This window comes from Chryseobacterium sp. II3a, assembly GCF_057815135.1.
Genome location: NZ_JBYPZJ010000002.1, coordinates 19,224 through 38,125, shown reverse-complemented (window position 1 = coordinate 38,125; position 18,902 = coordinate 19,224). Strand labels below are relative to the sequence as shown.

The following is an 18,902-nucleotide window of genomic DNA, read 5'->3' as shown; positions in this document are numbered from 1 at the left end:
CAGTAAAACATGAAATTTTATGAAAAAATAATTTATTCTCTGTCGAATTTCGCCAGTTTTTTATCTACCCATACCGTAGCAAAAGGAAAAAAAGCAGATAATAGGGCGAATACAAAATCTTCATCATCCCAGTTGTAAATCTTTCTGGCAGGAAGACAGAGTAAAAGATAAAGGGTAAAAAATAATCCGTGTAAACTACCAATTACACTAATGAAAATAATAGAATACAGGTTTTCATCATATCGAATCCAGATCATCGCCACACCATATAATAGGACACATGAAATGGCCTCTGCAAGACAAATCTGTTTAAACCATTTAATAAGTTTTTCCTGAGAATATTTTGAGAAGAATTTTTCGATGAAGTCCATTTTTATAAGCATATTTTGAAAGCTAAAAAGTAAGAGACTTTCTCGAACTTCTCATTTTTGCCCTCTAATTTTCTGGTATTGCAAAATTACTTATAAAAGTTACTTCCATCCAAATATTCAAAAACTTCAGGTGGCAGCATAGGCCTTACATTCTTATCATCTTTGATCATATTACGAATTTCTGTAGCAGAAAGTTCGATCACCGGAGCTTTGATCAGAGAGATGTTTTCATGCTGAAGATATTCAGAATCCTTCTTTTCTCCTTCAAATACCCTTGGATAAACAATAATATGATGATTTTTAATCAAAGCATCAGAATTCTTCCACTTGTGAAGGCTGTCCAGATTATCTTCTCCCATAATCAGGCTGAAAGAATACTCCGGATGTTTTTCATGCAGATAAGTAAGCGTATCAATAGTATAACTCGGTTTCGGAAGCGAAAACTCCACATTGGAAGCACGCATATTCGGATAATTTTTCACTGCCAGCTGTACCATATCCAATCGGTTGTGATCCTTCAACAAAGACTTTTTGTCTTTGAACGGATTCTGTGGGCTTACTACAAACCACAGCTCATCCATATCTGAATTTTCCAGAATATAATTAGCCAAAATAAGATGTCCGATATGAATCGGATTAAAAGATCCGAAGAATAGACCGATTTTTTTCATATTTGTTAGACAGGCAGGATAGTATTACAAATGAAACTATCTAATCCCTAAACTTTACGTCTTTAATATTAAGATAATGAGTAACATTGCCTTTCCAGTGATTTTCTTCCAAAGTAAAGGCAAGATCAAAATTTTTATTTTTAAAATCTTCTACAAACTGTCCGAGCTTAAAGCCTACACATTCAATATTTCTTCCTGTAGATTCCTGCTTGATATAGAATTTCAGGTGATTGTTATCTTTACCCATTGTTTTTACATAACCAGAAAGCTTTTGGTTAGATAAAGTAAAAATGGGTTTCATATTGTGAGGCCCAAAAGGAGCTAGTTTTCTATGGAAATTGATGAACTCCCTGTTAATTTCGTCAACGGTAATTTCAGTGTCAATTGAGATAGAAGGTTCTTTTTGATGATCCTGAATTTTTTCAGAAACAATTTGTTCAAATTTTACTTTAAATGCTTCAAACTTATCTTTCTCCATTGAAAGTCCGGCAGCAGCATGATGCCCTCCGAATTTAAGGAAATATTCAGAACATAAATCAAGTGCTTCATGAACATCAAAATCTGAAACAGATCGTGCAGAAGCTACCATTTCCCCATTATTTCCGTCTGTAAATACCAGCGTCGGTTTATAGTAGGTTTCAATAAGTCTTGATGCTACAATTCCAATGACTCCCTTGTTCCATTCAGGATGGTAAACAATGGTGGTATGTTTTGTCTCCTGCTGAGATTCTATAATTTGATTCAGAGCAGAAAGGGTAGAGTTCATGTCCAGTTCACGCCTTTCATCGTTGAGGTTCATGATATCGCTCACAATCTGGTTGGCATGTTTCAGGTTTTCAGAAACCATAAGTTCTACCGCTGCTTTTCCATGGGAAATTCTTCCGGCAGCATTTATTTTAGGAGCAATTTCAAAAACAATATTTGAAATTTCAAAATGAGACAGTTTATCTTCCGGGATTAATAATCTTAATCCAAGGTTTCTTGTTTTTCTAAGGGTTTTCAATCCCATTTTAGCAAGAACTCTGTTTTCTCCGGTCATTGAAACAATATCAGCGGCAATGGAAATAGCCAGAAGATCTGTGAGTTCAAATAGCTCGGCATCCGGAAGTTTATAAATTGTATTAAGTCCCTGGCAAAGCTTAAAACCAACGCCGCAACCGGAAAGTTCCTTGAACGGATAACGGCAGTCACTTCTTTTAGGGTCAAGAACTGCAGCAGCATTAGGAATTTCTTCACCAGGAAGGTGGTGATCACAGATAATAAAATCTATTCCCAGGCTGGAAGCATAATTAATCATATCGAGAGCCTTAATTCCGCAGTCTAAAGCAATGATTAATGAAAAACCATTCTCTTTGGCAAAATCAATTCCCTCTGTAGAAATTCCGTATCCTTCAGAATTTCTGTCCGGAATATAATAATCCAGATATTTTTTCTCAACAATTTTGCTGAGGTAAAGGTACATTAAGGCAACTGCGGTAGTTCCATCCACATCATAGTCACCATATACCAATATCTTTTCACCATTTTCAATTGCAGTGGCAATACGCTCTACAGCTTTTTGCATATCTGCCATTAAAAACGGGTTGTGTATATCGTTAAGGTTTGGTTTGAAAAATTCTCTCGCCTTCTGATAATTGTCAATTCCTCTTAGAACGAGAAGTTTAGATTCAAAAGTACCAAAACCAAGTGACGAACTCAGTCCGTCCACAATTTCCTCATCGGGTTCGGGCTTGTAAATCCATTTTTGACTCATGTTCACAAAAATAAGGAAAAAAAATAGCATTTTGATGGGATAGGGATCTAAGTTTTGACTTAATAATTGTTAAAAATTGATTACCTTCGTGCTCCAAATTTAAATGACTATGAAAAAAATTATCGTATGCCTTACTTTTTTAGGCGCAATGAATTCAATGAATGCACAATTTAATCTCGGAAAAGCTGCCGGGGTTGTTTCAAAAGGTGCAAAAGCTTTAACGTTTACGAACGAAGATGCTATTAAATTGTCCAAAGAATCTGTAGATTGGATGGATAAAAACAATCCTGTAGCAGGACCAAAAGATCCTTATACAGTACGATTGAATAAACTGTTTGGAAAACACAAATCACAAGATGGTCTGAATTTGAACTATAAAGTTTATAAAGTAAAAGATATTAATGCTTTTGCCTGTGCAGACGGAAGTGTACGTGTATTTTCTTCTTTAATGGATATTATGACAGATAACGAATTATTGGCTGTGATTGGCCACGAAATCGGTCACGTTAAAAATGAAGATACAAAAGATGCCATGAAATCTGCCTACTTAAAAGCAGCAGCATTAGATGCAGCATCATCAGCATCCGGTACAGTAGCTACTCTTAATGATAGCCAGATCGGAAAAATGGCAAACGAATTTTTAGATGCTACTCACAGTAAAAAGCAGGAATCTGAAGCAGATACCTATTCTTATGACTTTATGAAAGCTAATAAATATGATGTAGTGGGAGCTTATACCGCTTTCAAGAAATTAGCTTTATTATCGGGAGGAAGTACACAATCTGGTTTTGAAAAAATGTTTAATTCTCACCCGGACAGTGAAAAAAGAGCTCAGGCTATTAAAAAGAGAGCAGAAAAAGACGGATTATGGAAAGATCCGGGAACGGTTGCTCTTCCAACAACGAAACTTACAAAATAATTATTTTATTTATTGTTTAAACGAAAATACCTCAAAGCATTGCTTTGAGGTATTTTTATATTCATTTGATGTATCAGATTAAGAATACATTTTTTCTCTTAATTCTTTTACTTTTTTATCAGCAAGATATTCATCATAAGTCATTTCTCTGTCAATAATTCCGTTAGGAGTCAGTTCAATGATTCTGTTACAGACAGTTGACAACATTTCGTGGTCATGAGATGCCAATAAAAGGTTTCCTTTGAAGTTAGACAATGAGTTGTTCAATGTTGTGATACTTTCAAGGTCTAAGTGGTTGGTAGGCTCATCCAATAAAAGAACGTTAGCTTTCTGAAGCATCATTCTACTGAACATACATCTCATTTTTTCACCTCCAGAAAGTACTTTACAAGATTTCAAAGCTTCATCGCCAGAGAAAAGCATTCTTCCTAGGAATCCTCTTACGAATTCTTCGTGACGCTCTTCATCATTCTTAGTGAATTGTCTCAACCAATCAACCAGGCTTAAATCCTCCTGGAAGAAATTAGTATTATCTAAAGGCATGTGAGACTGGTTTGTCGTAACTCCCCAAGCTACAGTTCCTTTGTCTGCTTCAACATTTCCAGCTAGAATTTCAAAGAATTCAGTGATTGCTAAAGAGTTTTTAGAAAGTACAGCTACTTTATCTCCTTTTTTAAGGTTTAGGTCAATATTAGAGAATAATAACTCGCCGTCTTTTGTTTTTTCAAGACCTTTTACATCAAGAATTTGATCTCCCGCTTCTCTTTCCATTTCAAAAATGATTGCCGGATATCTTCTTGAAGAAGGCTTAATGTCGTCAATGTTTAATTTGTCGATCATTTTCTTTCTTGCAGTAGCCTGTTTAGCTTTAGCAACGTTAGAACTGAATCTAGCGATGAAGTCCTGAAGTTCTTTCTTCTTTTCTTCAGCTTTTTTGTTAGCCTGTGCTCTTTGTCTTGTTGCTAATTGAGATGCCTGATACCAGAAAGAGTAGTTACCTGTATAAAGGTTAAGTTTAGAGTAATCTAAGTCACCAATGTGAGTACATACTGTATCCAAGAAGTGACGGTCGTGAGATACTACAATTACTGTATTTTCGTAATCAGCAAGGAAATCCTCTAACCAAGAAATTGTATCAATGTCAAGGTCGTTGGTAGGCTCATCCAGAATCAATACATCAGGATTACCGAAAAGTGCCTGAGCCAAAAGAACCTTTACTTTGTCTTTGTTCTCAAGTTCACTCATCATCTGCCAGTGCATATCATCACTGATTCCTACGTTAGATAACATGGTTTGTGCATCAGATTCTGCAGTCCATCCACCCATTTCATCATAGATTACACCTAATTCACCTGCTTTAATTCCATCTTCATCGGAGAAATCTTCTTTTGCATATAGCGCATCCATTTCCTCCTTTATCTCAAATAATTTTTTATTACCTCTTAATACAGCCTCAAGAACAGTAAATTGATCGTAAGCAAAGTGGTCCTGCTCTAAAACTGACATTCTTTTCCCTGGTTCCAGAGATACGTGACCTGTTGTAGGATCTTGCTTTCCCGTTAATATTTTAAGGAATGTAGACTTTCCCGCCCCGTTTGCTCCGATGATCCCGTAGCAGTTTCCTTTGGTAAACATAATATTTACCTCGTCAAAAAGAACTCTTTTCCCGAATTGTAAAGATAAGTTAGATACTGTTAACATATAGTTTTGTAAATTTGGCGCAAAAATACGAAAAGAATTTGGGTATTTTGTAATAATATAATAGTCAAGTTTTTAAATGTATGGTATTTTTTATATATTTCATTAACGAAATTTTAAAATAATGAAGATTGAGAAAACAGTTAATATATTAAATAAAAGGGCCCGATTTGAATATGAAATTCTTGAAGAATACGAAGCCGGGATGGTTTTAACAGGTACAGAAATAAAATCTTTACGCTCTTCCAAAGCATCTATCACAGAATCGTTCTGTCAGTTTATTGATGGGGAATTATACATCATCAACATGATGATTGATGAGTATAAATTAGGAACTTTTTACAATCATAAAACAAAAAGGGAACGGAAATTGCTCTTGCACAAAAAAGAATTGCAAAAACTTGAAAAAAAGTTAAAAGATGCAGGGAACACGATTATACCTTTGAAATTATATATCACTGATCGAGGTAAAGCAAAAGTGCTGATAGCGCTGGGTAGAGGGAAAAAGCTTTTCGATAAAAGAGAGGCCATTAAAGATAGAGAAAATAAGCGGAACCTGGACAGAATATTAAAGAAAAGTTAAAAATCATTTGAAAAACTTTGTATATAAAGAAAAATTATATTTATTTTGCATTATCAATTATTTAATCATTTAATTCTATGAAAAATCTAAAATTAGGAATTTCAGCATTGGCGCTTACTGTTGCCTCTACTGTCTTTGCCCAGACTACCAACAATCCGTGGTTGATCGGAGTTGGTGCTCATGCGGAAAACCACAAGGCAGCACAGACAAGTTTCAGTAATACGTTCTCTGCTAATAATCTAACGAAGAGAATGTTCAATTTGAACAACTTCTCTATTACACCTCCATTATCTAAGTTAACAGTTGCTAGAAACGTTGGTAAAGGTTTAGTTATTGACTGGCAGACTTCTGTTGGGAATGTTGAAAACAAAAGATTCAACATGGGGAAAGAATTTTTCCTAATGACAGGTCTTGGTTTCCAAGCTCACGGTGCTGGTCTTTTATGGAACGAAGAGTCTTGGTTTGACCCTTACTTAAGAGTAGGTGCAAACTATTTAAGACATGATTACACTTCTCTTTCTTTCCCAAGAAATGACTACAAAGGTGAATCTGTTCCAAATGGTAAGGATGGTAACGAAAACGGTAAAGCTAACCACTTTACAGTAGCTACAGGTGCTGGTGCTAACTTCTGGGTAACTAAAAACTTCGGTCTTGGTATCCAAGGAGATTATGTATCAACTCCAGGTGATAAATCTACTGTTGCTAACTTCTGGCAAGCTTCTGCTTCTATCTTATTCAGATTCGGAAACAGAGACAGAGATAAGGATGGTATCCTAGACAAAGACGATCTTTGTCCAGATACTCCAGGTTTACCAGAATTCCAAGGATGTCCTGATACTGACGGTGACGGAGTTCCAGATAAAGACGATCAATGTCCAGATGTAGCTGGTCCAGTTGAAAACAACGGTTGTCCTTGGCCAGATACAGACGGTGATGGTGTTATCGACAAAGATGATGCTTGTCCTACTGTTGCAGGTCCTGCTGAAAACAAAGGTTGTCCTTGGCCAGATACAGACGGTGACGGTATCTTAGATAAAGATGATGCTTGTCCTACTGTTCCAGGTCTTCCAGAATACAACGGATGTCCTAAACCTACAAAAGTTATCGCTGATGAAGCTACAGGAGCTCTTAAAGATATCTTGTTCAACTTCAACAAAGCGACTATCAGACCAGAATCTAACGGTAAATTAGATCAAGCTGCTACAATCATTAAGCAATCTAACGACGGTACTTTCTTAGTAACAGGTCACACAGATGCTAAAGGTGCTGCTGCTTACAACTTGAAACTTTCAAGAGAAAGAGCTGCTGCTGTAGTTGCTGCTCTTGAAACAAGAGGTGTTAGCGGAACTCAATTGAAATCTACAGGTGTAGGTTCAAGAGATGCTCAAGTTCCTGCAAAAGCTTCTGACGCTGACAGAATGGTTGACAGAAAAGTAGTTGTTGAAGCTATCAACGGTGCTGCTTGGGATGCACTTAAGAAATCTGATCTAGAAGTAGTAGAGAAGAAGGCTGTAGTGAAAAAAGCTAAAAAAGCTCCAGCTAAGAAAAAAGCTCCAGCTAAAAAGAAAAAATAATTAATTTTTCTAAATAATGAATACCTCCAATTTATTTTGGAGGTATTTTTTTTTTGTAGACTTTTAAGTAATTTTGTTGAAAATTTAAAAATTAAAAATGGGAAGAGCATTTGAATATAGAAAAGCTTCTAAAATGGCCAGATGGGATAAAATGGCCAAAACTTTCTCTAAAATAGGTAAAGATATTGCATTGGCAGTAAAAGCGGGAGGAACAGATCCTGAAGCTAATCCGGCATTGAGAAGATGTATCCAAAATGCTAAAGGGGCAAACATGCCTAAGGATAACGTAGAAAGAGCTATTAAAAAAGCAAGCGGTGCAGATGCTGAAAACTATGAAGAAGTTACATATGAAGGATATGGACAAGGAGGTGTTGCTTTCTTTGTAGAGTGTACTACAAACAATACAACCAGAACGGTAGCGAACGTAAGGGCTATTTTCAATAAGTTTGACGGAAACCTGGGTAAAAATGGTGAGCTTGCATTTATCTTTGATAGAAAAGGTATTTTTACAATCGATTTAGCTCAAGTAAAAATGGAGTGGGATGATTTCGAAATGGAAATGATTGATGGTGGAGCGGAAGATGTAGAAAAGGATGAAGAAGAAGTAATGATTACTACGGCTTTTGAAGATTTTGGATCTTTATCTCACAAATTGGATGAACTTGGAATTGAGGCGAAAAGTGCAGAACTACAAAGAATTCCAAACAATACCAAGGAGGTTAATCTAGAGCAGTTCAAAGCCAATATGAAAATGCTTGAGCGTTTCGAAGATGATGATGATGTGCAAAACGTTTACCACAATATGGAAATCACTGAAGAGTTGATGGACTCTTTATAAAAAATAATATAGCATTCATATACAGTTAACTTTCAATTAGTTTCTTTGTAAAAAACTATGAAACGTCTTAACATGTTTTTGATATCAAAAATAATAGGCGTTCCGTGCGGCAAATATAAAAGCTGAAAAATATACGGATGAAAAGAAACGTTGAGTTAGTTGTCATATCGGATGTTCATTTGGGAACTTATGGATGTAAGGCTAAGGAATTGCTGAGATACCTCAATTCTATCCAGCCTAAAACTTTGGTTTTGAATGGTGATATCATTGATATCTGGCAATTCAAAAAGTCTTACTTCCCTAAACCTCATTTGAAGGTGATCCGAAAGATCCTTTCATTTGCTACCAAGAATACGGATGTTTATTATATTACAGGCAATCACGATGAGATGTTCCGTAAGTTTACCGATTTTGAATTGGGAAAACTTAAAGTCTGTAATAAAATCTGTTTGACTGTTGATCAGAAGAAAACCTGGATTTTTCATGGTGATGTTTTCGATGCATCCGTCCAGCATTCCAAATGGATCGCCAAACTTGGCGGAAAAGGATACGATCTTTTAATTATCATCAATAATGTAGTAAATTGGTTTTTGGAGAAAATGGGTAAAGAAAAATATTCATTTTCAAAAAAGATTAAAAATAATGTGAAGAAAGCGGTAAAGTACATTGGAGATTTTGAACTCACCGCTTCCGAACTGGCCATTGATAACCAATATGACTATGTGGTTTGCGGACATATTCATCAGCCGCAGATTCGGGAAGTTGTTAATAAAAAAGGATCTTGTACTTATCTGAACTCAGGAGATTGGATTGAAAATCTATCCGCTTTAGAATATCATGATAAGGAATGGAAAATTTTTTATTATGATGATCATAAGCATTTGCTGAAAGATGATGAAATTGAGGAAATTCATGAGATAGATAATTCTGAGCTTTTAAAAATCGTAACCAATTTTACCTAATGAAGATCTTGTATGCATTTCAGGGTACCGGCAATGGGCATGTGGCCAGAGCACAGGAGATTATTCCGATACTCAAAAAGTATGCTTCGGTAGATACACTCATTAGTGGTCATCAATCACAGTTAAAGGCTGATTTTGACATTAATTTTCAATATAGGGGTATTTCCCTTCTGTATAATAAAACAGGTGGTTTATCTTATCGAAAAACATTTACCGACAATAAATTCATTGATGCAGCAAAAACTATAAGAAATTTAGAACTTTCTCAATATGATCTTATCATCAATGATTATGAACCTTTAACAGGATGGGCTTCTAAATTGAAGAACCTGCCTATGATTGAGCTTAGTCATCAGGCCTCTATGAGTTTCCCGGAAACACCTAAACCTGAAAAGAAAGATTTTCTGGGAGAAATGATTTTGAAATATTATGTTCCCAGTGAAAGGAAGATCGGCTTCCATTTTGAAAATTATCATCCACAAATCAAAAAACCAGTCATTCGAAAAAAGATCAGAAATCTGAATCCTTACAAAAAAGGATATTATTTGGTTTATCTTCCAAGCTTTGCAGATGAAAATATTATTAAGGTTCTTAGGAAAATTCCGGTAGAGTGGAAAGTATTTTCAAAATATAGTAAAGTACAGGTAAAAGTAAAAAATGTCGAAGTATTCCCTATTGATGAAATTCAATATCTGAAATATTTTGAAGGGTGTGAAGGAATCCTATGCAACGCCGGTTTCGAAACTCCTGCTGAAGCTCTTTTTATGGATAAAAAACTCTTTGTAATTCCAATTCATAACCAGTATGAGCAGGAATGCAATGCTTGTGCTCTGGACAAAATGGGAATTCCTAACTCTAAAGTTTTAAATCTGCAGGAAATTATGGAGTGGGTGGCTTCAGACCATCATTTGGTCGTAGATTATCCGGATAATATTGAAGAAATCCTGGTGAAGGATGTTTTAGCTCTTTAAGAAAATATCATCCACATCATTCATTCTCATCATAACGGCTCTGGCATACGAGCAGTGAGGGTAAACATTCCAGTTGTTTTCTCTTGCAAATTTGATGGCTTCTTCTACTAAATATTTCCCCATTCCCCTTCCTTCAAATTCAGGATGAACCAAAACAAAAGAAATAATCAGTTTTTGATCTTCGGGAAAAATGGTATAGGTTAATCTTCCAACTTCTTTTATTTCATTATTCAGGGTAAGAACTCCGCCGTTTCCGGATCTGTTGTTTTCAAATTTCATGATAAAGGACTTAATTGCTAATAAAGATACGAAAAATTATGAGGACAGCTAAAATGAATTCATTTCAATAGTCTTATCATTCACTATTTACTTGCAAAGCAAAATTGACTATTAATAGTGTATTAATTATCCTTCCCAGTGTAATAATTATAGTCTTTAATAATAACATTAATAAACTGCTTTTCTGTCATTTTTGTAGGATCTATTTCCAGTTTCAGGATGCTTTTGATCTTGTCGGAAAGTTTACTAATGATCTGACGGTCACCAGATTTCACAGCTTTAGTATAATTATCTTTGATGATTCTCATATCATTGTCACTTAATGCAATCACCTGAGGAAATGAAGGTACATAATCATCATTGATATTTTCAAGGATAGTATGAGAAATATTGATATTGTTTTTTAGAGAAATTACTGCTGTTCCGGAAGCAATATCTCCCAAACGCTGATTATTTTTGGAAACAATCATTGAAATTAAGCCTACCACTCCGGCAAAGGATACATCAATGAGTCTGAATACCCAACGGATCATATAATCTCCAAAACTAGCCTGATATCCATCAATCTTTACCACCCTGATTTTCATGAGTTTTTTTCCGGGAGTCTGTCCTTCCATTAAACTTTCCAAAACAAGAGGGTAAATATAGGTAGGGAATGTAAGAATGATATAAATGGCCATTACAGACCAATTATCCAGATTATTCAGCAAATACCCCAAATCCAGTATATTGAAAAACAAATAAAGAATAATGACAATGTAAGCAACCCTTATCAGGAGATCAATGATAAATGCAAGCATTCTTTCTCCAACACTTGCCGTATTGAAGTTAATATTTACATTTTGTGAGGTATTTATCGCGATCTGAGACATATTTTTTATTATTTTAGCCTTACAGTTATGAGAGAAGTTTATTTCATTAAACAAAATAAAGAAAAATGGTTGGGAATAGAACAGGTTATTGATGGGAAAATAAAAAAAAATCCTGATGACCTGTCTTCGTTGTATATTAACCTGATCAACGATCTTTCTTTTGCACAGACTTACTATCCTAAAAGCAATACTACTGTTTATCTGAATCACTTATCTTCCCAGATCTTTCAAAAGATTTATAAAACGAAAAGAGTAGAGGAGAACAGACTCGTGTATTTCTTTAAAACAGAAGTGCCGCTATTGGTGTATCAGTATCGGAGATATCTGTTGTATGCTTTTCTGTTTTTTGTTCTTTTTACTTCGATAGGAGTACTTTCTGCTATTTATGATAAAGATTTTGTGAATATCATTCTTGGAGAAAGCTATGTAAACGAAACCATCGAAAATATCAAAAAGAATAATGCAGTTGGAGTTTACCAGAGCGGAACAACCTGGGGGACAACCATTGGCATCATTTTCAATAATATTCAGGTAGGAGCCAAATTATATATTTACGGAATTGCAGGCGGCGTGGGAACTTTATTTGCACTGCTTTCGAACAGTGTTATGCTGGGCTCTTTCCAGTACTTTTTCTATGATTACGGAGCGTTGAAACAGAGTGCAAGAGGAATCTGGCTCCATGGAGTCTTTGAAATCTTTGCGATGGTAGTAGAAGCGATGTGCGGATTGATTTTAGGAGCCTCTATTCTGTTTCCAAGAACATTTTCAAGATTTAATTCTTTTAAAAAAGGATTTAAAGATTCTTTTAAAATATTTTTAAGTACTGTTCCTTTCACTATTTGTGCCGGAATTATCGAAGGTTATGTGACAAGACATGCTTTAACAATGCCTCTGATCCTGAATCTTATTATTATTCTGGGGTCATTGGCCATTATAGGATTTTACTATTTTGTATATCCTTCAATAGTTAATAAAAAAACTAACAAACACATCCATGATACAATTTTATAAAAAAAGAGATTTTGGAACTTTCATTAGTGATAGTTTCAACTTTTTCAAATTATACGGAAAAAATTATTTTAAAAACTATATCCTGATTAACGGTTTGCTGTTGATTTTAATGGTAACTGTTTTTATTTTCGGATATAAAGAACTTTTTTCTCAGATTTTTGGCTCCAATTTAAATGGAGATTCCTATTATTTTGAACGTTATTTTTCAGAGAATGGCGGGATGCTGATTGGAGTAGGAGTTCTTACCTTTCTGCTTTTTATGATTTTGGCGATTATCAATTATTTGTATCCTGTCTTTTATCTGAAAAGAATTGCGGGTGGAGCAAACAATATAAAGACCGATGAAATTTTAGGTGATTTCAAAAAAAATGCCGGACGAATTGCTAAACTATGCCTGGGAATAACATTTATTGTAGCTCCTTTGTCTTTATTTGTAATAGGATTTTCATACCTTCTGATATTTGTACTTATTGGGATCTTTCTTGTCATGATAGTATATCCTACATTGTTTAATGTGATAACATTTCTGATGTATGATTATTTTAATTCTGACAGAGGCTTCATGGAAAGCTTAAGTTATTCTATTCGTTCCCAGTTTTCCTATCCTAATGGAAGCGAAAAGTCTCCTTATTGGAAATACTGGGGTGGAGCATTTGTAATATTCATCATTACAACCATTGCCAGCTCTGTCTTTACCTATATTCCGATGATTTTTTTCTATGGCTCGGTACTTACCACTTCTCCGGATGGAAATTTTGAGCAAAATCCTTTTACAGGAGCTTTTGGGATTGCTTTTTTTGTATTTTATGGAATTTCAATGCTGCTTTCATTCTTCCTTTCCAACCTTTTGTATGTGAATGCCGGATTGATGTATTATGACAGCAGGACAGATCTTCATCAGAAAATTGAACTTGAAGAAATAGATACGATTGGGATCAATGAATAAGGCTCTTTTTTTCATATTATTTGTATTCTCCTTAAGCTTTATGAAGGCTCAAGATGAAGATTATATGGAAGATTCGCTGTATACAACAGGCCATTATCACAATATGCTGCCGGCAGATTCTGTATTGAAGAAGAATCCAGTTTCAGAAAATGAACTCTACTCCAAAGAATTTAAGAAAGATATTCCGTCGAGATACAAAGGAAATGAGTATGATTATTCGGTATCAAAGCCCAGAGAATCCTTTTGGCAAAAGCTGTTGAGAAAAGTAGACCGTATTTTAAGAAGTATTTTTGGAGAAACGGTTTTTGCAAAATCTTCAGAACTAACAGGGACGCTTATTCGTCTTTTTGCGATTATTCTGGTTGGTTTTCTTCTTTATTTTATCATCAAATATATTCTTGGGAAAGATGGGAACTTTATATTCGGTAAAAAGAATAAAAAGCTGGCTCTGAATGTAGAGGAACTGCATGAAAATATCCATGAAATTAATTTCCCTGAGAGTATTGCGAAATTTGAACTTACAGGAGATTACCGCTCAGCTGTCCGTTATCAGTTCCTATTCATTCTAAAAAAATTAAGTGATAAAAAACTAATTAACTGGAACCCTGAAAAAACCAATAAAGATTATGTAGCAGAAGTAAAAGCTACTCACCTTAAGAGCGAATTCTCTGATCTTTCCTACATTTTCGATTATGTATGGTATGGAGAGTTCAAAATTGATGAACAGAGTTACCAGAAATTTAAAAATCAATACCAGGCATTTAAACCATAACCCGATTAACCATGAATAAGACTTTCAGAATATATGCTGTGATCTTCATCGTTGTGATGGTTATTTTGGCGTTGCTTGAAGTAAATAAAAAAGAGACTACAGATTGGCGTAAAAACTTTGATATTAATGAGAAGTCTCCATTTGGTCTTTTTGTTTTTAATAATGAAGCTAAAGATCTTTTTAAAACACATCTCAAGAAAATTGATCGTGCTCCTTACGAATACTATAGCCAGCAACAAAAAGAAGCTCATAATATTGTCATCATTGAAACGGATATTGATTCCGAGTCCTGGAAGAAAATCATGGATCAGGTATCTAAAGGTTCTGATGCTATGCTGATTATGCATCGTATGCCTAAGGAAGTTGCGGATAGTATTGGGTTTCATAGTTCAGAAATTTCTTTTGAAGAGGAAAATGTGCTGAAGCTTACTGATAAGAAATATCAGAATGATTTTATTCAATTGGATAAATTTCCTTCGGGAAGAGGTTTTTCATTTATCAAACCGGGAATAGAAGTTCTAGGGAAAACAGTAGAAAAGAAAAACACGGACCAGGCTAACTTTATTAAAGTGAAATTTGGAAAAGGAAAATTTTTCATACATAATGAGCCGCTTTTTCTTACTAATTACTATCTATTGAAGCCCGGAAATGTAAAATATGTACAGGATGTATTTTCTTATCTTCAGGATAGAGAAACCATTTGGTTTGTGGATAATAATACCAAAACTTCACGTTTCTTCATGAGGTTTGTATTAGGAAACCCGGCGTTAAAGTATGCATGGTGGATATTCCTAGGTGGGCTCATACTTTTTATTTTCTTTAATGCCAGAAGAAAACAAAGAATTGTACCTGTTATAGAGCCATTGAGAAATACATCATTGGATTTTGTAAAAAGCATTGGAAATCTTTATCTTCAGGAAGGTGATTTTCATGATATGATGGCTAAAAAAGCTCAGTATTTTCTGAATAAAGTAAGAATAGATCTTCTGATTGATACTCAAAACTTAGATGAAGAATTTGCCAAGAAGCTACAGTTGAAAACAGGAAAGCCTACAGACATGATTAATGAAGCCATTAGTCTTATCAAAAGAGCGCAGGATCCATATGCCAGTGTGATGAAAGAAGACCTGACGAGAATCAATAAATTATTAGACGAGATATTAAAATAAGAGTCCCGAAGGGACGATTTAGCCAAAGATAGAACGAAGTCCTATCAAACCCAAAATAAAAAATTATGGAAAATCTTGATAACCCAAACATAGAAAATCAATCTTCTATAAACCTTAATAAAAACGAAGATCAGTTCCAGTCAAGAATTGATATGATTGAGCTTCGTGCAAGTCTTGATAAAGTAAAAGCAGAAATAGGAAAAGTTATTGTAGGACAGGAGAAGATGATAGAACATCTTCTGGCGGCATTACTTTCAAACGGACATGTTCTCATAGAGGGGGTTCCGGGAGTTGCAAAAACAATTACCGCAAAGCTATTAGCAAAAACCATTGATGTAGGTTTCAGCAGAATTCAGTTTACACCGGATTTGATGCCTTCAGATATCCTGGGTACTTCAGTTTTTAGTGTAAAAAACTCTGAATTTGAATTTAAAAAAGGACCTATTTTCTCCAACTTTATATTAATTGATGAGATCAACAGATCGCCTGCGAAAACCCAGGCAGCATTATTTGAAGTAATGGAAGAAAGGCAGATTACGATGGATGGTATCCGTTACATTATGGAAGAGCCGTTCCTTGTAGTAGCTACGCAAAACCCGATAGAGCATGAAGGAACATATAGACTTCCGGAAGCACAGCTAGATCGTTTCTTATTCAAAATTAATGTAGGATATCCAAACCTTGAAGAGGAGATTACGATCATTAAAAATCAGCATGAAAGCAAAAAAGAAGATAAAACAGAAGGTGTAAATCGTGTGATCACAGCAGAGCAGCTGAAAGGATATCAGCATCTGGTAAAGGAAATCATCGTAGAATCCCAGTTGATGGAATATATTGCGAAAATTATTATCAATACCAGAGAAAACCAATTCCTGTATCTGGGAGCATCACCAAGAGCTTCATTGGCACTTCTTACGGCTTCCAAAGCGTTTGCTGCATTGAGAGGAAGAGATTTTGTAACTCCGGAAGATATCAAAGAGGCAAGTTATGCCGTATTAAGACACAGAGTGATCGTTTCTCCTGAAAGAGAAATGGAAGGACTTACTGCCGATGAAATTATCCGTCAAATCTTAGAAGGAATAGAAATTCCGAGATAGGTAGCAGATAATAGGTAGCAGGTGGCAGTCGATAGAGCATAAAGTTTAATTGAAGTACAAAATATTATATATGGCAAATTTTAAAGATCTTTTAGTTTGGCAGAAGTCTATTGATTTTGTTACTGAAATTTATAGAGCAACAGAAACTTTTCCCAAGAACGAATTCTATGGACTAATGTCACAAATAAGAAGAGCAGCAGTTTCTATACCATCCAATATTGCTGAAGGAAATTCAAGAAGAAGTAAGCCTGATTATCTACAATTTTTAAAAATATCAAGAGGAAGTTGTGCAGAAGTGGAAACAGAATTAATAATTTCAAAAAATCTCGAATTTTTAAATGAAGAAGATTATTTAAAATTAAATCAGGAAATTATTGAAATAACCAAAATGTTGAATGGCTTAATTAATTCCCTACAATAATAATGATTTACATAAAGTGAATGAACACCTACCTAAAACCTATAATCTGCAACCTGCCACCTAAACAATGAAAAACTTATACATCAATACCCGTTTCTTCTTTACACTCATTGGAGTGGGGATTCTGTATGTTCTGGCATTTTTCTTTCCGGTGCTGATGTGGGTAGGCCACATTGCATTATTACTCTGCTTTCTTGCAGTGATGGTTGACTATTTGTTGATTTTTAATCAAAAAAATGCTGTGCAGGCACAAAGAATATTACCGGAAAAATTGTCCAATGGCGATGAAAACTTTGTAAAGATTGATATTAAAAATAACTACAGCTTTACAATCAATACTAAGATTATTGATGAAATCCCGTTTCAGTTTCAGAAAAGAGATTTTCTAATTGAAAAGCCAATTAATGCGGGTGCCAACACATTCTTTCAATATAGTTTAGAACCCAAAGAAAGAGGAGAATATCATTTCGGAAGTCTTAATGTGTATGCTTCATCACCTTTAGGGTTTGTTTCGAAAAGATTTAATTTCCAGAAAGATGCAATGCTGCCGTCTTATCCGTCTTTTATCCATCTCAGAAAATATGAGTTGATGGCTTTACAGAGTGAGTTTCTTCTGGGTGGAATCAAAAAGGTAAGAAAACTAGGGCATACTATGGAATTTGAGCAAATCAAAGAGTATGTTCCGGGAGATGATATTAGAACGATTAACTGGAAAGCGACTTCTAAAGCCAATCGCCTGATGGTAAATCAATTTCAGGATGAAAAATCACAGCGTATTTTTATGCTGATTGATAAAGGAAGAACGATGAAGATGCCTTTTAAAGGTCTAAGTCTTTTAGATTATTCAATCAATGCAACCATGGCTCTGTCTCATATTATTCTAAGAAAAGGAGATAGAGCAGGAATGATGACTTTCTCGAAAAAGGCTGAGAATAAAATAGCCGCCGAAAATAAATCCGGGCAGCTTAAGAAAATATCAGAAGCCCTCTATAATATTAAAACAGATTTCTTTGAAAGCGATTTCAATAGATTATACCAGGATATAAAATATTCTATCAATCAGAGAAGTCTCATTCTTTTATTTACCAATTTCGAAACGTTGGACGGATTAAACCGTCAGCTAAAATATCTTCGCGGAATTGCCAAGAACCACTTGCTGGTTGTAGTCTTCTTCAAAAACTCCGAATTGCAGACTCTTATTAACAAGAACCCTGAAAGCATGCAGGAAATCTATGATGAAATTGTAGCTGAAAAATTTGAATTTGAAAAGAAGTTGATTATTCAGGAACTCCGAAAGTATGGTATTTACACAGTATATACTCTTCCTGAGAATTTGAATATCGATGTTATCAATAAATATTTGGAGATAAAAGCCAGAGGAATTTTATAATTTTGCAATAAGCAATAAGCAATAAGCAATAAGCAATAAGCAATAAGCAATAAGCAATAAGCAACAATGAAAATAACACTTAATAGAATAAACGACGACTTTTTATTTGAATGTACAAACGGCCAGGGAAACTCGATCCTTTTAGATAATACCTCTCAGCCGGGTGCTAAAGGAGTTTCTCCAATGGAAAGTGTGCTGATGGCAGTAGCAGGATGCAGTGGAATAGATGTAGTTTCTATTTTAAAGAAGCAGCGTCAGGAAATCAAAAGTTTCCAGGCAGAAGTAGAGGGGGAGAGAGTTCAGGTAGATGATGCTAAACCTTTCAAATCAATTATGGTGAAGTTTCTTTTAGAAGGAGAAATTGATCCAAAGAAAGCTTTAAAGGCTGCAGAATTATCTTTTGAAAAATACTGTTCTGTATCAAAAACATTAGAACCTAATGTAGAAATAGGATACGAAGTATTTGTAAACGGAGAAAAAATTTAAAACTATAGTGAGGCCTTTAAGCCTCATTTTTTATTTGGCGGTGGATGCACGAATAAAATAATTGATGAGTAATATGTCCCCCAAGAGCTATGTACCTCCTATGTGGTTTAAAAATTCTT

The 18,902-nt window shown here is 34.9% G+C and carries 20 protein-coding genes; 14 read left to right on the top strand and 6 right to left on the bottom strand.

The features are described from left to right. Positions 1–32 precede the first annotated feature (32 nt). The 3 genes from AC3HD6_RS04945 to recJ form a co-directional block, all read right to left on the bottom strand. Positions 33–371, bottom strand: a complete 339-nt coding sequence (locus AC3HD6_RS04945) for a DUF3817 domain-containing protein (protein WP_488895937.1) — start codon at positions 369–371, stop codon at positions 33–35. Between the two features lie 86 nt (positions 372–457). Beyond that, on the bottom strand, positions 458–1,042 hold the full coding sequence (nadD, locus tag AC3HD6_RS04940; protein ID WP_488895370.1) for a nicotinate (nicotinamide) nucleotide adenylyltransferase: 585 nt from the start codon (positions 1,040–1,042) through the stop codon (positions 458–460). Between the two features lie 40 nt (positions 1,043–1,082). Beyond that, positions 1,083–2,795, bottom strand: a complete 1,713-nt coding sequence (gene recJ, locus AC3HD6_RS04935) for a single-stranded-DNA-specific exonuclease RecJ (RefSeq protein WP_488895369.1) — start codon at positions 2,793–2,795, stop codon at positions 1,083–1,085. A gap of 109 nt (positions 2,796–2,904) precedes the next feature. Between recJ and AC3HD6_RS04930 the strand changes: the two genes are divergently transcribed. After that, a complete protein-coding gene (locus AC3HD6_RS04930; protein WP_488895368.1) occupies positions 2,905–3,714 on the top strand; it encodes a M48 family metallopeptidase in 810 nt (269 codons plus the stop codon). Between the two features lie 78 nt (positions 3,715–3,792). Here the strand turns inward: AC3HD6_RS04930 and AC3HD6_RS04925 are convergent, their stop codons facing one another. Continuing rightward, complete coding sequence (locus AC3HD6_RS04925; RefSeq protein ID WP_065395941.1) at positions 3,793–5,415, bottom strand: ABC-F family ATP-binding cassette domain-containing protein; 1,623 nt, start codon at positions 5,413–5,415, stop codon at positions 3,793–3,795. A gap of 121 nt (positions 5,416–5,536) precedes the next feature. Here AC3HD6_RS04925 and smpB point away from each other — a divergent pair, with 121 nt between their 5' ends. The 5 genes from smpB (at position 5,537) to AC3HD6_RS04900 (ending at position 10,340) form a co-directional block, all read left to right on the top strand. Beyond that, a complete protein-coding gene (gene smpB / locus AC3HD6_RS04920) occupies positions 5,537–5,995 on the top strand; it encodes an SsrA-binding protein SmpB (RefSeq protein ID WP_047427948.1) in 459 nt (152 codons plus the stop codon). Between the two features lie 77 nt (positions 5,996–6,072). Then, positions 6,073–7,569, top strand: a complete 1,497-nt coding sequence (locus AC3HD6_RS04915) for an OmpA family protein (protein WP_488895367.1) — start codon at positions 6,073–6,075, stop codon at positions 7,567–7,569. A gap of 97 nt (positions 7,570–7,666) precedes the next feature. Continuing rightward, positions 7,667–8,407 (top strand): YebC/PmpR family DNA-binding transcriptional regulator, encoded by a 741-nt coding sequence (locus AC3HD6_RS04910; protein WP_068940215.1) that lies wholly within the window; start codon positions 7,667–7,669, stop codon positions 8,405–8,407. Between the two features lie 137 nt (positions 8,408–8,544). Further along, positions 8,545–9,369, top strand: a complete 825-nt coding sequence (locus AC3HD6_RS04905) for a UDP-2,3-diacylglucosamine diphosphatase (protein ID WP_488895366.1) — start codon at positions 8,545–8,547, stop codon at positions 9,367–9,369. After that, a complete protein-coding gene (locus tag AC3HD6_RS04900; protein ID WP_488895365.1) occupies positions 9,369–10,340 on the top strand; it encodes a glycosyltransferase family protein in 972 nt (323 codons plus the stop codon). Before AC3HD6_RS04905 ends, AC3HD6_RS04900 begins: the two co-directional genes overlap by 1 nt. On the opposite strand, the gene AC3HD6_RS04895 is transcribed toward AC3HD6_RS04900, so the two are convergent. After that, a complete protein-coding gene (locus AC3HD6_RS04895) occupies positions 10,329–10,619 on the bottom strand; it encodes a GNAT family N-acetyltransferase (protein WP_068940209.1) in 291 nt (96 codons plus the stop codon). The genes AC3HD6_RS04900 and AC3HD6_RS04895 overlap by 12 nt on opposite strands. Positions 10,620–10,741: 122 nt before the next feature. Then, positions 10,742–11,491, bottom strand: coding sequence for an RDD family protein (locus AC3HD6_RS04890; protein WP_488895364.1), 750 nt, complete (start codon positions 11,489–11,491; stop codon positions 10,742–10,744). 27 nt (positions 11,492–11,518) lie between these two features. Between AC3HD6_RS04890 and AC3HD6_RS04885 the strand changes: the two genes are divergently transcribed. From AC3HD6_RS04885 to AC3HD6_RS04850, 8 genes are all read left to right on the top strand, one after another. Then, positions 11,519–12,502, top strand: a complete 984-nt coding sequence (locus tag AC3HD6_RS04885; protein ID WP_488895363.1) for a stage II sporulation protein M — start codon at positions 11,519–11,521, stop codon at positions 12,500–12,502. Beyond that, positions 12,486–13,448, top strand: a complete 963-nt coding sequence (locus AC3HD6_RS04880; protein ID WP_488895362.1) for a DUF4013 domain-containing protein — start codon at positions 12,486–12,488, stop codon at positions 13,446–13,448. Before AC3HD6_RS04885 ends, AC3HD6_RS04880 begins: the two co-directional genes overlap by 17 nt. A gap of 40 nt (positions 13,449–13,488) precedes the next feature. Further along, a complete protein-coding gene (locus tag AC3HD6_RS04875) occupies positions 13,489–14,220 on the top strand; it encodes a DUF4129 domain-containing protein (RefSeq protein WP_488895361.1) in 732 nt (243 codons plus the stop codon). 11 nt (positions 14,221–14,231) lie between these two features. After that, the gene (locus AC3HD6_RS04870; RefSeq protein WP_488895360.1) at positions 14,232–15,389 is read left to right on the top strand and encodes a hypothetical protein; all 1,158 of its coding nucleotides are present in this window, start codon (positions 14,232–14,234) and stop codon (positions 15,387–15,389) included. Positions 15,390–15,454: 65 nt separating this feature from the next. Then, entirely contained in the window at positions 15,455–16,486 is a 1,032-nt protein-coding gene (locus AC3HD6_RS04865; protein ID WP_488895359.1) for an AAA family ATPase, read from the top strand. 70 nt (positions 16,487–16,556) lie between these two features. Further along, the gene (locus tag AC3HD6_RS04860; RefSeq protein WP_488895358.1) at positions 16,557–16,907 is read left to right on the top strand and encodes a four helix bundle protein; all 351 of its coding nucleotides are present in this window, start codon (positions 16,557–16,559) and stop codon (positions 16,905–16,907) included. Between the two features lie 67 nt (positions 16,908–16,974). Then, entirely contained in the window at positions 16,975–18,297 is a 1,323-nt protein-coding gene (locus AC3HD6_RS04855; RefSeq protein WP_488895357.1) for a DUF58 domain-containing protein, read from the top strand. A gap of 66 nt (positions 18,298–18,363) precedes the next feature. After that, the gene (locus AC3HD6_RS04850; protein WP_347217964.1) at positions 18,364–18,783 is read left to right on the top strand and encodes an OsmC family protein; all 420 of its coding nucleotides are present in this window, start codon (positions 18,364–18,366) and stop codon (positions 18,781–18,783) included. The last annotated feature ends 119 nt before the right edge of the window (positions 18,784–18,902 follow it).

Excerpts from the sequence above, each read along its gene's own strand:
- AC3HD6_RS04945 (WP_488895937.1), bottom strand. The coding sequence starts at position 371 with ATGGACTTCATCGAAAAATTCTTCTCAAAATATTCTCAGGAAAAACTT.
- nadD (WP_488895370.1), bottom strand. The coding sequence starts at position 1,042 with ATGAAAAAAATCGGTCTATTCTTCGGATCTTTTAATCCGATTCATATC.
- recJ (WP_488895369.1), bottom strand. The coding sequence starts at position 2,795 with ATGAGTCAAAAATGGATTTACAAGCCCGAACCCGATGAGGAAATTGTG.
- AC3HD6_RS04930 (WP_488895368.1), top strand. The coding sequence starts at position 2,905 with ATGAAAAAAATTATCGTATGCCTTACTTTTTTAGGCGCAATGAATTCA.
- AC3HD6_RS04925 (WP_065395941.1), bottom strand. The coding sequence starts at position 5,415 with ATGTTAACAGTATCTAACTTATCTTTACAATTCGGGAAAAGAGTTCTT.
- smpB (WP_047427948.1), top strand. The coding sequence starts at position 5,537 with ATGAAGATTGAGAAAACAGTTAATATATTAAATAAAAGGGCCCGATTT.
- AC3HD6_RS04915 (WP_488895367.1), top strand. The coding sequence starts at position 6,073 with ATGAAAAATCTAAAATTAGGAATTTCAGCATTGGCGCTTACTGTTGCC.
- AC3HD6_RS04910 (WP_068940215.1), top strand. The coding sequence starts at position 7,667 with ATGGGAAGAGCATTTGAATATAGAAAAGCTTCTAAAATGGCCAGATGG.
- AC3HD6_RS04905 (WP_488895366.1), top strand. The coding sequence starts at position 8,545 with ATGAAAAGAAACGTTGAGTTAGTTGTCATATCGGATGTTCATTTGGGA.
- AC3HD6_RS04900 (WP_488895365.1), top strand. The coding sequence starts at position 9,369 with ATGAAGATCTTGTATGCATTTCAGGGTACCGGCAATGGGCATGTGGCC.
- AC3HD6_RS04895 (WP_068940209.1), bottom strand. The coding sequence starts at position 10,619 with ATGAAATTTGAAAACAACAGATCCGGAAACGGCGGAGTTCTTACCCTG.
- AC3HD6_RS04890 (WP_488895364.1), bottom strand. The coding sequence starts at position 11,491 with ATGTCTCAGATCGCGATAAATACCTCACAAAATGTAAATATTAACTTC.
- AC3HD6_RS04885 (WP_488895363.1), top strand. The coding sequence starts at position 11,519 with ATGAGAGAAGTTTATTTCATTAAACAAAATAAAGAAAAATGGTTGGGA.
- AC3HD6_RS04880 (WP_488895362.1), top strand. The coding sequence starts at position 12,486 with ATGATACAATTTTATAAAAAAAGAGATTTTGGAACTTTCATTAGTGAT.
- AC3HD6_RS04875 (WP_488895361.1), top strand. The coding sequence starts at position 13,489 with ATGAAGGCTCAAGATGAAGATTATATGGAAGATTCGCTGTATACAACA.
- AC3HD6_RS04870 (WP_488895360.1), top strand. The coding sequence starts at position 14,232 with ATGAATAAGACTTTCAGAATATATGCTGTGATCTTCATCGTTGTGATG.
- AC3HD6_RS04865 (WP_488895359.1), top strand. The coding sequence starts at position 15,455 with ATGGAAAATCTTGATAACCCAAACATAGAAAATCAATCTTCTATAAAC.
- AC3HD6_RS04860 (WP_488895358.1), top strand. The coding sequence starts at position 16,557 with ATGGCAAATTTTAAAGATCTTTTAGTTTGGCAGAAGTCTATTGATTTT.
- AC3HD6_RS04855 (WP_488895357.1), top strand. The coding sequence starts at position 16,975 with ATGAAAAACTTATACATCAATACCCGTTTCTTCTTTACACTCATTGGA.
- AC3HD6_RS04850 (WP_347217964.1), top strand. The coding sequence starts at position 18,364 with ATGAAAATAACACTTAATAGAATAAACGACGACTTTTTATTTGAATGT.